The 13,207-nt window shown below is 54.7% G+C and carries 9 protein-coding genes; 5 read left to right on the forward strand and 4 right to left on the reverse strand.

What is annotated here, in order from left to right:
- The first annotated feature begins 267 nt into the window (after positions 1–267).
- Together F0319_RS21050 and F0319_RS21055 are read left to right on the forward strand one after the other, a co-directional pair.
- The gene (locus F0319_RS21050) at positions 268–1,821 is read left to right on the forward strand and encodes a DUF3300 domain-containing protein (RefSeq protein ID WP_149367703.1); all 1,554 of its coding nucleotides are present in this window, start codon (positions 268–270) and stop codon (positions 1,819–1,821) included.
- 10 nt (positions 1,822–1,831) lie between these two features.
- A complete protein-coding gene (locus tag F0319_RS21055) occupies positions 1,832–2,623 on the forward strand; it encodes a DUF2950 family protein (protein ID WP_149367704.1) in 792 nt (263 codons plus the stop codon).
- Between the two features lie 52 nt (positions 2,624–2,675).
- On the opposite strand, the gene lpdA is transcribed toward F0319_RS21055, so the two are convergent.
- The 4 genes from lpdA to pdhR form a co-directional block, all read right to left on the reverse strand.
- On the reverse strand, positions 2,676–4,100 hold the full coding sequence (gene lpdA / locus F0319_RS21060) for a dihydrolipoyl dehydrogenase (protein ID WP_003856313.1): 1,425 nt from the start codon (positions 4,098–4,100) through the stop codon (positions 2,676–2,678).
- A gap of 175 nt (positions 4,101–4,275) precedes the next feature.
- Entirely contained in the window at positions 4,276–6,171 is a 1,896-nt protein-coding gene (gene aceF, locus F0319_RS21065) for a pyruvate dehydrogenase complex dihydrolipoyllysine-residue acetyltransferase (RefSeq protein WP_111964021.1), read from the reverse strand.
- Positions 6,172–6,185: 14 nt separating this feature from the next.
- A complete protein-coding gene (gene aceE / locus F0319_RS21070) occupies positions 6,186–8,849 on the reverse strand; it encodes a pyruvate dehydrogenase (acetyl-transferring), homodimeric type (RefSeq protein WP_028015529.1) in 2,664 nt (887 codons plus the stop codon).
- A gap of 123 nt (positions 8,850–8,972) precedes the next feature.
- Complete coding sequence (pdhR, locus tag F0319_RS21075) at positions 8,973–9,737, reverse strand: pyruvate dehydrogenase complex transcriptional repressor PdhR (RefSeq protein ID WP_008501960.1); 765 nt, start codon at positions 9,735–9,737, stop codon at positions 8,973–8,975.
- A gap of 263 nt (positions 9,738–10,000) precedes the next feature.
- Here pdhR and F0319_RS21080 point away from each other — a divergent pair, with 263 nt between their 5' ends.
- The 3 genes from F0319_RS21080 (at position 10,001) to F0319_RS21090 (ending at position 13,207) form a co-directional block, all read left to right on the forward strand.
- On the forward strand, positions 10,001–10,228 hold the full coding sequence (locus F0319_RS21080; protein WP_111964022.1) for a hypothetical protein: 228 nt from the start codon (positions 10,001–10,003) through the stop codon (positions 10,226–10,228).
- 46 nt (positions 10,229–10,274) lie between these two features.
- A complete protein-coding gene (gene aroP, locus F0319_RS21085; protein WP_045355157.1) occupies positions 10,275–11,645 on the forward strand; it encodes an aromatic amino acid transporter AroP in 1,371 nt (456 codons plus the stop codon).
- A 164-nt stretch (positions 11,646–11,809) separates the two neighbouring features.
- Positions 11,810–13,207: a glycoside-pentoside-hexuronide (GPH):cation symporter gene (locus F0319_RS21090; protein WP_115876428.1), complete on the forward strand. Its 1,398-nt coding sequence runs from the start codon at positions 11,810–11,812 to the stop codon at positions 13,205–13,207.

Below are 13,207 nucleotides of genomic sequence, written 5' to 3' on the forward strand. Positions count from 1 at the left end.
CCGTTTACAAAAAAGCAACATTAAATAATTTGCTGAATCGTTAAGCATGGTGTAGCGGGGATTTAGGCCATCATTTGCGGTTTCTTCTGCACCGTGACGCTTCAGGTTTTCCTTCATCAGATATAATTGTGTAATAAATACTCACACTCTTTATCCGGACGTACCGGACGCTTCCCAATAAAAGTCAAAACGGTAAAAGGCGGGTGAATAATACTCACGCCAACCGTAACGCCTCACGGCACAGCGCTTGTCTCGTTGGAGTCATTTATGAAGTTGCCCTTTAAGCCACATCTGCTCGTCCTTCTGTGCAGTGCCGGGCTGTTTGCCGCCTCGGGCGTCATGTTTGTCAAAAGCCGCGCAACGGAACCCGCTGCGACAGCCCCCGTCGCACAACAACCGGCTGCATCGGACGCGCCTGCCGCAGCGCAGCCCGCCCCTGCTGTCGCGCCAACCTACACAGCCGCACAAATCGATCAGTGGGTTGCCCCCATTGCGCTCTACCCTGACGCCCTGCTGTCGCAAATTTTGATGGCGTCGACCTATCCGGCCAACGTGATTCAGGCGGCGCAGTGGTCCAAAGACAACCCTAAAATGGAAGGAGACGCCGCGATTCAGGCCGTTGCCAGCCAGCCCTGGGATCCGAGCGTGAAATCGCTGGTCGCGTTTCCTCAGCTTATGTCCCTGATGGGTGAAAACCCGCCGTGGGTACAAAATCTGGGCGATGCGTTTCTCGCGCAGCCTAAAGACGTAATGGATTCCGTTCAGCGCCTGCGCGCGCTGGCACAGAAGACCGGCGCTTTACAATCCACGCCTCAGCAGACGGTCACCACCGTGACAAAGCCAGCACCAGCGAAAACCATCGCCACCGAGGCAACAACAACCACGTCTGCGCCCGCCCCTACGGTTATCAAAATTGAATCTGCGGATCCGCAGGTCGTTTACGTCCCCACCTATAACCCCAATACGGTTTACGGTACCTGGCCAAATACCGCCTATCCGCCCACCTATCTCCCGCCCACGCCCGGAGAGCAGTTTGGCAACAGCTTCGTTAACGGCTTAGGTTTCAGCCTGGGCGTTGCCACAACCTATGCCATTTTCAGTAATATCGACTGGGATGACGATGACTGGGACCACCATCATGACGGTGACTGGGATAATCACGGCGGCTATAACCGCAACGGTGATAACAACATCAATATCAATGTTGAGAACTTCAATAAAATCAGCGGTCAGCGTCTGACGGACGCCAACCGTACCTGGCAGCACAACCCGGCCTATCGGGAAGGCGTGCCCTATCCGACTAACCAGCTCAACAGTCGCTTCCACTCCACCAGCACGGCGACAGGGCTCAGTTCAACGCAGCAAAAACCGGTTAACCGGGACAGCCAGCGTCAGGCGGCCCTGAGCCAGATGGAGAAATCCACGGGTAAAACCTTCCCCCAAACGGCGCGCACCGGCACGAAAGATGTTCAGCGTCAGGCCTCAAGTGAACAGCTGAAGCAGATTTCCCAGCGCAATAACTACCGTGGCTACGACACCAAACCGCAGACGACGAGGCGGAGCACCACGCAGCAGCGAGAAAATCGCCAGACCACCGCGCAGAGACAAGAGAAACGGGTTTCGCAGCCCGCGCAGCAACGCACTCTGCAGCAGCGAAACAGCCAGCCCCGGGCCAATGCGCTGAGCGGCAACGACAGCCGTTCCGCGAACTGGCAGGCGCAGCAGCAGCGTGGTGCGCAAAGCAGGCAGCTTGCCGCTCGCCAGCAGCAGCGTCAGGCGTCTGGTGGACGCGCTGAACGCCGTGAAATTCGACATCGCTAAGGGAACCGACATGAAAAGTAAACTACTCAGCGGAATGGTGTTGTTCATGCTTTCGGCCCCTGTGATGGCGCAGCAGTCCTTCAGCACGCCCGATCGGGCGACCGATGCGCTGGCCAACGCCATCAGTGAGCAAAATGAGAGCGCGATGAGCAATCTGCTTGGAGAGAACTGGCGCGATTTTCTGCCCCCTGAAGGCGTTGATCCTGATGCCGTCGATCGCTTCCTGCGCGACTGGAAAGTCCGTCATAAGACCGTTATCGAAGGGGATACGGCGCATCTGGTTGTCGGAGAGAGCGGCTGGCAGCTTCCCATCCCGGTGATCAAAACCACTGCAGGCTGGCAGTTCGATATTAAAGAAGGGGCTGAAGAAATCCTGACCCGAGAAATTGGGCGTAACGAACTCGCCGCCATTGAAGCCTTACATGCCTATGTTGATGCGCAGCAAAGCTACTTTGCAATGAACCAGAAATACGCGCAGAAGATTGTCAGCTCGAAGGGGAAAAAAGACGGTTTGTACTGGCCCGCCTCCCCCGGCGAAGCGCCCAGTCCGCTCGGACCGGCATTTAGCCCAAAAGAGTCGGGTACCGGCTATCACGGCTATCGCTTCCGCATCCTGCCGGATAATAACGGTTTCGCGATGGTGGCCTGGCCGGTCAGCTACGGCCAGACGGGCGTCATGAGCTTTTTGATAAACCAGGACGACAAGGTGTACCAGTCCGATCTCGGCAGCGATTCAGAGCAGAAAGCCCGTGCGCTAGCCGCCTATAGCCCTGATAAAACCTGGCAGCCTGTAGCACCCTGAACGCAGCGCATAAAAAAAGCGGCCATTGGCCGCTTTTTTCATCTGAAGAAACTTATTTCTTCTTCGCTTTCGCGTTTGGCAGGTCGGTGATGCTGCCTTCAAACACTTCTGCCGCCAGGCCCACGGACTCGTGCAGAGTCGGGTGAGCGTGGATGGTCAGCGCGATGTCTTCAGCGTCACAACCCATTTCGATAGCCAGACCGATTTCACCCAGCAGCTCGCCGCCGTTGGTACCGACAATCGCACCACCGATCACACGGTGAGTCTCTTTGTCGAAGATCAGTTTGGTCATACCGTCTGCGCAGTCGGATGCGATAGCACGACCAGAAGCAGCCCACGGGAAGGTGGCGGTTTCATAGCTGATGCCTTTCTCTTTCGCTTCTTTCTCAGTCAGACCAACCCATGCCACTTCTGGCTCGGTGTACGCGATAGATGGGATCACTTTCGGATCGAAGTAGTGCTTCATGCCGGCGATAACTTCAGCGGCAACGTGACCTTCGTGAACACCTTTGTGCGCCAGCATTGGCTGACCGACGATATCACCGATAGCAAAGATGTGCGGCACGTTAGTGCGCAGCTGCTTGTCAACGCGGATGAAGCCACGGTCGTCCACTTCCACGCCAGCTTTGCCCGCGTCGAGGTTTTTACCGTTCGGTACACGACCGATAGCCACCAGCACGGCGTCGTAACGCTGTGGTTCGGATGGGGCTTTTTTGCCTTCCATGGAAACGTAAATACCGTCTTCTTTCGCTTCAACGGCAGTCACTTTGGTTTCCAGCATCAGGTTGAATTTCTTGCTGATGCGTTTGGTGAAGACTTTAACGATGTCTTTGTCGGCAGCCGGGATAACCTGGTCGAACATTTCAACCACGTCGATCTCTGAACCCAGCGCGTGGTACACGGTACCCATTTCCAGACCGATGATACCGCCGCCCATAACCAGCAGACGCTTAGGAACGGTTTTCAGCTCCAGCGCATCGGTGGAATCCCACACGCGTGGATCTTCATGTGGAATGAATGGCAGTTCGATTGGGCGAGAGCCTGCCGCGATAATCGCGTTGTCGAAGTTGATCACGGTTTTGCCGTTTTCGCCTTCCACTTCCAGGGTGTTCGCACCGGTGAATTTACCCAGACCGTTTACCACTTTCACTTTACGGCCTTTGGCCATACCCGCCAGACCGCCGGTCAGCTGAGTGATAACTTTCTCTTTCCAGGTACGAATTTTGTCGATATCGGTTTTCGGCTCGCCGAAGACGATACCGTGTTCAGCCAGCGCTTTGGCTTCTTCGATAACTTTCGCTACGTGCAGCAGCGCTTTAGAAGGGATACAGCCGACGTTCAGACAAACACCGCCGAGGGTGCTGTAACGCTCTACGATGACGGTTTCCAGACCTAAATCCGCTGCGCGGAATGCTGCGGAGTAACCTGCCGGGCCTGCCCCAAGTACTACGACCTGAGTTTTGATTTCTGTGCTCATCATGACCTCTTAATTTATACCCGTCGTCCACCGGGTCGTTCTATCCGCCCGCAGTTTACAAAATTGTTAACAATTTTGAAACAACAAACGGCTCACGAATTGTCGCTTTCGCCAATAACCTCACAAACGCCATGAGATTATCAGAAAAAAGCCGGCCGACTGGCCGGCTTTTCGATTACATCACCAGGCGGCGAATGTCGCTCAGCATGTTGTTAATGATGGTGATGAAGCGCGCACCATCAGCACCGTCGATCACGCGGTGGTCGAAGGACAGAGAGATTGGCATCATCAGACGCGGTACGAACTCTTTGCCATTCCACACCGGCTCCATCGCGGACTTAGACACACCGAGGATAGCCACTTCCGGCGCGTTCACAATCGGCGCGAAGTGGGTGGTACCCAGGCCGCCGATGCTGGAGATAGTGAAGCAGCCGCCCTGCATTTCGCCGGCAGTCAGCTTACCATCGCGCGCTTTCTTGGAGATCACGGTCAGTTCACGGGACAGCTCAGTGATGCTCTTCTTGTTCACGTCTTTGAAGACCGGAACAACCAGACCATTTGGCGTATCAACCGCAACACCGATGTTGATGTATTTCTTCAGCGTCAGCTTCTGGCCGTCTTCGGACAGGGAGCTGTTGAAGCGTGGCATCTGTTCCAGAGCCGCAGCAACCGCTTTCATGATGAAGACCACTGGGGTGAATTTCACGTCCAGTTTACGCTTCTCAGCTTCGGCGTTCTGCTGTTTACGGAACGCTTCCAGATCGGTGATATCGGTTTTGTCGAAGTGCGTAACGTGCGGGATCATCACCCAGTTACGGCTCAGGTTCGCACCAGAGATTTTCTGGATACGGCCCAGTTCCACTTCTTCGATTTCGCCGAACTTGCTGAAGTCCACTTTCGGCCATGGCAGCATGCCCGGGATACCGCCGCCAGCGGCTGCAGCTGGTGCAGCTTCGGCGCGTTTCACCGCGTCTTTCACGTAGGTCTGAACGTCTTCGCGCAGGATACGACCCTTACGGCCGGTCCCTTTCACTTTCGCCAGGTTAACACCGAATTCGCGCGCCAGGCGACGAATCAGCGGCGTCGCGTGGACGTAAGCGTCGTTTTCAGCGAACTCTGATTTTTCTGCTTTTGCAGCAGGGGCAGCGGCTGGTTTAGCAGCTTGAGCCGGTGCAGCAGCCGGTGCTGGAGCAGCCGCGGCAGCCGGAGCTGCGGCAGGCGCAGCGCCTTCCACTTCGAAGACCATGATCAGAGAGCCGGTAGACACTTTGTCGCCGGTGCTGATTTTGATCTCTTTAACGGTACCCGCGAATGGCGCAGGGACTTCCATAGAAGCCTTGTCGCCTTCAACGGTGATCAGTGACTGTTCAGCGGCAACTTTGTCGCCCACTTTTACCATCACTTCGGTGACTTCAACTTCGTCACCGCCGATGTCCGGTACGTTAACGTCTTTCGCGCCGCCAGCAGCGGCCGGTGCTGCGGCAGGAGCCGGAGCAGCGGCCTGTGCAGGCGCGGCAGCAGGGGCAGCACCCGCCACTTCGAAGATCATGATCAGGGAGCCGGTAGACACTTTGTCGCCGGTGTTGATCTTGATCTCTTTAACGGTACCCGCGAACGGAGCCGGCACTTCCATAGAGGCTTTGTCGCCTTCTACAGTGATCAGTGACTGCTCGGCCGCAACGGTATCGCCCACTTTCACCAGGATCTCAGTGACTTCAACTTCGTCACCACCGATATCCGGCACGTTCACTTCTTTTGCAGCTGCGGCAGCTGCTGGAGCAGCGGCGGCCGGAGCGGCTTTCTTCTCTTCCTGCGCAGGTGCAGCAGCTGCTGCACCGTCGGCGGAATCGAAAATCATGATCAGTTTGCCAGTCTCGGTTTTATCGCCAACAGAGACTTTGATCTCTTTAACGATGCCAGCCTGAGGAGACGGGACTTCCATAGAGGCTTTGTCGCCTTCTACGGTGATCAGCGACTGTTCAGCTTCAACTTTGTCGCCTACTTTGACCAGGATCTCGGTGATTTCAACTTCATCAGCCCCGATGTCCGGTACATTGATTTCGATAGCCATTATTCTTTTACCTCTTACGCCAGACGCGGGTTAACTTTTTCTGCATCGATGTTGAATTTGGTGATTGCGTCTGCAACCACTTTCTTATCGATTTCGCCACGTTTAGCCAGTTCGCCCAGTGCTGCTACAACCACGTAAGAAGCATCAACTTCGAAGTGGTGACGCAGGTTTTCGCGGCTGTCAGAACGACCGAAGCCGTCAGTACCCAGTACGCGATAATCATCAGCTGGAACGTAAGTACGAACCTGCTCAGCGAACAGTTTCATATAGTCAGTAGACGCCACCGCTGGCGCGTCGTTCATCACCTGAGCGATGTAAGGAACGCGTGGGGTTTCCATTGGGTGCAGCATGTTCCAGCGCTCACAATCCTGGCCATCACGCGCCAGTTCAGTGAAGGAGGTAACAGAGTACACATCGGAACCGACACCGTAGTCTTTCGCCAGGATCTGCGCTGCTTCACGAACGTGACGCAGGATAGAACCGGAGCCCAGCAGCTGAACTTTACCTTTGCTACCTTCGATGGTTTCGAGTTTGTAGATACCTTTACGGATACCTTCCTCGGCACCTGCTGGCATTGCCGGCATGTGGTAGTTTTCGTTCAGGGTGGTGATGTAGTAGTAAATGTTCTCCTGCGCTTCACCGTACATGCGCTGCAGACCGTCATGCATGATGACAGCCACTTCGTACGCGTAAGACGGGTCGTAAGAGATACAGTTAGGGATAGTCAGAGACTGAATGTGGCTGTGACCATCTTCGTGCTGCAGACCTTCACCGTTCAGGGTCGTACGACCGGAAGTACCACCGATCAGGAAGCCGCGAGCCTGCTGGTCGCCTGCCTGCCAGCACAGGTCACCGATACGCTGGAACCCGAACATGGAGTAGTAAATGTAGAACGGGATCATCGGCAGGTTGTTGGTGCTGTAAGAGGTCGCAGCAGCCAGCCAGGATGCGCCTGCGCCCAGCTCGTTGATACCTTCCTGCAGGATCTGACCTTTCTCGTCTTCTTTGTAGTATGCAACCTGCTCACGGTCCTGCGGGGTGTACTGCTGGCCGTTCGGGCTGTAGATACCGATCTGACGGAACAGACCTTCCATACCGAAAGTACGCGCTTCGTCGGCGATGATTGGCACCAGGCGATCTTTGATCGACTTGTTCTTCAGCATCACGTTCAGGGCACGAACGAAAGCGATAGTGGTAGAGATCTCTTTGTTCTGCTCTTCCAGCAGCTGAGAGAAGTCTTCCAGCGCTGGCAGTTCCAGCTTCTCGGTGAAGTTAGGCTGACGAGCTGGCAGGTAGCCTTTCAGCGCCTGACGACGTTCGTGCAGGTACTTGTGCTCTTCAGAACCTTCCGGGAAGGTGATGTAAGACAGGTTTTCTACCTGCTCATCGGTGACTGGAACGTTGAAACGGTCGCGGATATAACGCACACCGTCCATGTTCATTTTCTTAACCTGGTGAGCGATGTTTTTACCTTCTGCGGTATCACCCATGCCGTAACCTTTGATGGTGTGGGCCAGGATTACAGTCGCTTTACCTTTGGTTTCACGCGCTTTTTTCAGTGCAGCGTAGATTTTCTTCGGATCGTGACCACCGCGGTTCAGGGCCCAGATCTGCTCATCAGTCCAGTCTGCAACCAGGGCTGCGGTTTCTGGATATTTGCCGAAGAAGTGCTCACGCACGTAGGCACCGTCTTTGGATTTGAAGGTCTGGTAGTCACCGTCAACGGTTTCGTTCATCAGCTGGATCAGTTTACCGCTGGTGTCTTTACGCAGCAGTTCGTCCCAACGGGAACCCCACATCACTTTGATCACGTTCCAGCCAGCACCTGCGAAGATGCCTTCCAGTTCGTTGATGATCTTGCCGTTACCGGTTACCGGACCATCCAGACGCTGCAGGTTACAGTTGATGATGAAGCACAGGTTGTCCAGCTTTTCACGGGTTGCGATGGTGATCGCACCTTTGGATTCTGGCTCATCCATTTCGCCGTCGCCCAGGAAGGCGTATACGGTCTGCTCAGAGGTGTCTTTCAGACCACGGTGTTCCAGATACTTCAGGAATTTCGCCTGGTAGATCGCACCGATTGGGCCCAGACCCATAGATACGGTTGGGAACTGCCAGAATTCAGGCATCAGTTTAGGGTGCGGGTAAGAAGACAGACCTTTACCGTGAACTTCCTGACGGAAGTTGTTCATCTGCTCTTCAGTCAGACGACCTTCCAGGAATGCACGTGCATAGATGCCCGGAGAGATGTGGCCCTGGAAGTACACCAGATCGCCGCCGTCTTTCTCGTTCGCTGCACGGAAGAAGTGGTTGAAGCACACTTCGTAAACGGTCGCAGAAGACTGGAAGGACGCCATGTGGCCACCCAGTTCCAGGTCTTTCTTGGATGCGCGCAGAACGGTCATAATGGCGTTCCAGCGAATTGCAGAACGGATACGACGTTCCAGATCCAGATTGCCCGGGTATTCCGGTTCGTCTTCGACGGCAATCGTGTTTACGTAGTTGCTAGCCCCTGCACCTGAAGCAACCTTCACACCGCCTTTGCGGGCTTCAGAAAGCAGCTGATCAATCAGATACTGAGCGCGCTCAACACCTTCTTCACGGATGACCGATTCGATCGCCTGTAGCCAGTCGCGAGTTTCGATCGGATCCACGTCATTTTGGAGACGTTCTGACATGGGGGTATTCCTTATCTATCTAATACGTTGATTTGTCTGGAACCTGTCCCATTGTGCTCTTGGGCAAGAACACAATAAGACAGGTTCTGCGTTTAGTTGCCGCGCTCTAAAAGTACCTGGCGCTTAATCCTTTCGTTGCTGTATGCGGCGTAATGAACGTTCGCGACGCGATTGTTCACGGCTGCGGTCCAGCAAGATTTCCTCAATGAAAGCCAGATGGCGGTGCGACGCTTCGCGCGCCTGCTCCGGTTCCCCGGCCATTATCGCCTCGAATACTCGGGTGCGATGGTTGCTTACCAGTGGGAGCATGTCCCGACGGGCATACAACAATTCAAAATTTTGACGAACGTTCTGGGCCAGCATCGGCTCCATGCAGCGTAGCAGATGGAGGAGCACCACGTTGTGGGCCGCTTCGGTGACGGCGATTTGATACTGGACGACGGCGCTGGACTCGGCGTCTAAATCGCCGGACTGCTGTGCCCGTTCAATGGCCTGATGCAGTTCGCGGATACGCACGCGATCTTCATCAGTGCTGCGAAGGGCGGCGTAATAGGCCGCAATACCTTCAAGCGCGTGACGGGTCTCAAGCAGGTCAAACTGGGATTCTGGGTGGTCAGAGAGAAGTTCTACCAGCGGATCGCTGAAGCTCTGCCACAGGCTGTTTTGCACAAAGGTTCCGCCGCCCTGACGACGAAGCAGCAAGCCCTTTGCTTCGAGACGTTGAATCGCCTCACGCAGAGAAGGACGTGAAACGTCGAACTGTTTTGCCAGCTCGCGTTCTGGCGGAAGTTTCTCACCCGGGCGCAGAGTCCCTTCGAGGATTAAAAACTCCAGCTGCTGCTCAATCACATCAGATAGTTTTGGTTGGCGAATTTTGCTGTAGGCCATATTCCCTGTCTTACGCCTTTTTGCCCGGAGTCAATTGGTCTTACCAATTTCTATTTCGTATCGCTAAAGTAACAAAGTATTCACCTTCTGTCCATATTGGTTTTGATTGAAATCAGTAAACCCTGCACATTTTAACAACCTTACAGAAATAACGTTTCAGAAATGTAACTTTGCACAAATGAGTTGATTACTCCCAAAGAGGGAGTTTTAACCATAATGAAACGAGGGTTTTTGCAATCTGAAGCGATTCAACAAGGCAAATAATGAAAATTCGCCCACTTACGGCGCATTTCTATTCTATAGGTTGGGAGAGGAACAACGAGCGGGCCGATTTACAAATGCTTTCTTTTTATTCAAGTCGTCATCACCCCTTCATAAAGCAGGTGCATTCGCAGGCACTTACCACTATTCTGGCGCTTACGGAAGTCATATCCGCTTTTTTCGGTCTCGTTAACCGTAAAGAAATAAATACAGAATATGGATTTTCATAATTACACACGCTCAGCGTGAACATAACAACCACACACGAGGTTTCAAATGGAAGCTCAACAGCACGGCGATCAGCTAAAGCGCGGGCTTAAAAACCGCCATATTCAGCTCATCGCACTGGGCGGTGCGATTGGTACCGGCCTGTTTCTGGGCAGCGCATCCGTTATCCAGTCTGCCGGTCCCGGCATTATTTTGGGTTACGCGATTGCGGGTTTCATTGCTTTTCTGATCATGCGCCAGCTGGGCGAAATGGTAGTGGAAGAGCCGGTCGCGGGCTCGTTCAGCCACTTTGCCTATAAATACTGGGGCAGCTTTGCCGGTTTCGCCTCGGGCTGGAACTACTGGGTGCTGTACGTTCTGGTTGCCATGGCCGAACTGACCGCCGTCGGGAAATACATTCAGTTCTGGTATCCCGAAATCCCAACCTGGGCTTCTGCTGCGGCCTTCTTCGTCATTATCAACGCCATTAACCTGACCAACGTTAAAGTGTTCGGGGAGATGGAGTTCTGGTTTGCCATCATCAAGGTCATTGCCGTGGTGGCGATGATTATCTTTGGCGGCTGGCTGCTGTTCAGCGGCAACGGCGGCCCGCAGGCCACCGTGCGCAACCTCTGGGAACAGGGCGGATTCCTGCCTCACGGTATGACCGGCCTGGTGATGATGATGGCCATCATTATGTTCTCCTTCGGCGGCCTGGAACTGGTGGGCATAACCGCCGCTGAAGCCGACAACCCGGAGCAGAGCATCCCGAAAGCCACTAACCAGGTTATCTACCGCATTCTGATCTTCTATGTGGGCTCATTGGCCGTGCTGCTCTCCCTGCTGCCGTGGACGCGCGTCACCGCCGACACTAGCCCGTTTGTGCTGATCTTCCACGAGCTGGGCGACACCTTTGTCGCCAACGCCCTGAACATCGTTGTACTCACCGCCGCGCTCTCCGTATACAACAGCTGCGTATACTGCAACAGCCGCATGCTGTTCGGCCTGGCCCAGCAGGGTAACGCGCCAAAAGCGCTGCTCAACGTCGATAAGCGCGGCGTGCCGGTAAACACGATTCTTGTTTCGGCGGTCGTAACCGCGCTGTGCGTGCTCATTAACTACATGGCACCGGAATCGGCGTTTGGCCTGCTGATGGCGCTGGTGGTCTCTGCCCTGGTCATCAACTGGGCGATGATCAGCCTGGCGCACATGAAGTTCCGCCGCGCAAAACAGCAGCAGGGCGTCACCACGCGCTTCCCTGCCCTGCTCTATCCGCTGGGTAACTGGATCTGCCTGCTGTTTATGGCAGCCGTGCTGGTGATTATGCTGATCACCCCGGGTATGGCGATTTCCGTCTACCTGATCCCGGTCTGGATTGCGATCCTTGGCGTGGGCTATCTCTTCAGTCAGAAAAGCCGTAATGCCATGAAGGCACACTAAGCCTCTCTTCGCGGCACCTGCTTTTGCGGGTGCCGCGCGTTGTTACCTCCTTCACACTTTCACGTCCACAGCGCATTTATCCATATCACCGCCCTGATACTGCAACGCATATATTCCTTTGCCAGCAAATAATTCTCTCCATACCGTAAACCGGAGAGCTGTCGATGGATAACAACAAACTGTCAGTAAAAGAAAAGATCGGCTATGGGATGGGCGACGCGGGATGCAACATCATCTTCGGCGCCATCATGCTGTTTGTTAACTATTTTTATACGGATATTTTTGGCCTCGCCCCTGCGCTGGTCGGCGTGCTGCTGCTTTCCGTGCGCGTGATTGACGCCGTAACGGACCCGATCATGGGCGCGATTGCTGACCGTACCCGCAGCAAATATGGCCGGTTTCGTCCATGGCTGCTGTGGATCGCCTTCCCCTACGCGCTGTTCAGCATCCTGATGTTCACCACGCCTGAGTGGAGCTATAACAGCAAAGTTATCTATGCGTTTGTCACCTATTTCCTGCTGTCGCTTACCTACACCGCCATCAACATCCCCTATTGCTCGCTGGGCGGGGTGATCACCAACGATCCAAAAGAACGTGTGGCCTGCCAGTCCTATCGCTTCGTGCTGGTCGGCATCGCCACGCTGCTGCTCTCATTAACGCTGCTGCCGATGGCCGACTGGTTTGGCGGGGACAACAAAGCCAAAGGCTACCAGATGGCGATGACCGTTCTGGCGCTGATTGGCACATGCATGTTCCTGTTCTGCTTCGCCACCGTGCGCGAGCGCGTGCGTCCGGCGGTGCAGACCAATGACCAGCTGAAAAATGACCTGAAAGACGTGTGGAAGAATGACCAGTGGGTGCGCATTCTGCTGCTGACGCTCTGCAACGTCTGCCCGGGCTTTATCCGCATGGCGGCCACCATGTATTACGTTACCTGGGTGATGGGTCAGAGCACTCATTTCGCCACGCTGTTTATCAGCCTGGGCGTCGTCGGCATGATGCTCGGCAGCGTGCTGGCAAAAGTGCTGACCGACCGCTGGTGCAAACTAAAGGTCTTCTTCTGGACCAATATCGTGCTGGCGATTTTCTCCTGCGCCTTTTATTTCTTCGACCCGAAAGCCACCGTCACCATCGTGGTGCTCTACTTCCTGCTGAACATCCTGCACCAGATCCCGTCTCCGCTGCACTGGTCGCTGATGGCCGACGTGGACGACTACGGTGAGTGGAAAACCGGGAAACGCATTACCGGGATCAGCTTCTCCGGCAACATCTTCTTCCTGAAGCTGGGGCTGGCGATTGCCGGGGCGATGGTCGGCTTCCTGCTCTCCTGGTACGGTTATGATGCGGGAGCAAAAGCGCAGAGCGCGGACGCCATTAACGGGATCGTGCTGCTCTTTACCGTCATTCCCGGCATTGGATACTTAATTACCGCTGGCGTGGTACGACTGCTGAAGGTGGATCGTGAAACCATGAAGCAGATCCAGTCCGATCTGGAAAAACGCCGCAACAACTATCAAGAGCTGAACGATTATCAGGAACTGAAAGCTGCTGAGACTAAATAA

It is taken from the genome of Enterobacter vonholyi (genome assembly GCF_008364555.1).
GTDB classification, from domain to species: Bacteria; Pseudomonadota; Gammaproteobacteria; order Enterobacterales; family Enterobacteriaceae; genus Enterobacter; species Enterobacter vonholyi.

Bases quoted from the DNA above. Each gene is read 5' to 3' on its own strand.
- aceF (WP_111964021.1), bottom strand. From the start codon at position 6,171: ATGGCTATCGAAATCAATGTACCGGACATCGGGGCTGATGAAGTTGAA.
- aceE (WP_028015529.1), bottom strand. From the start codon at position 8,849: ATGTCAGAACGTCTCCAAAATGACGTGGATCCGATCGAAACTCGCGAC.
- F0319_RS21055 (WP_149367704.1), top strand. From the start codon at position 1,832: ATGAAAAGTAAACTACTCAGCGGAATGGTGTTGTTCATGCTTTCGGCC.
- pdhR (WP_008501960.1), bottom strand. From the start codon at position 9,737: ATGGCCTACAGCAAAATTCGCCAACCAAAACTATCTGATGTGATTGAG.
- aroP (WP_045355157.1), top strand. From the start codon at position 10,275: ATGGAAGCTCAACAGCACGGCGATCAGCTAAAGCGCGGGCTTAAAAAC.
- F0319_RS21050 (WP_149367703.1), top strand. From the start codon at position 268: ATGAAGTTGCCCTTTAAGCCACATCTGCTCGTCCTTCTGTGCAGTGCC.
- F0319_RS21090 (WP_115876428.1), top strand. From the start codon at position 11,810: ATGGATAACAACAAACTGTCAGTAAAAGAAAAGATCGGCTATGGGATG.
- lpdA (WP_003856313.1), bottom strand. From the start codon at position 4,100: ATGAGCACAGAAATCAAAACTCAGGTCGTAGTACTTGGGGCAGGCCCG.
- F0319_RS21080 (WP_111964022.1), top strand. From the start codon at position 10,001: ATGAAAATTCGCCCACTTACGGCGCATTTCTATTCTATAGGTTGGGAG.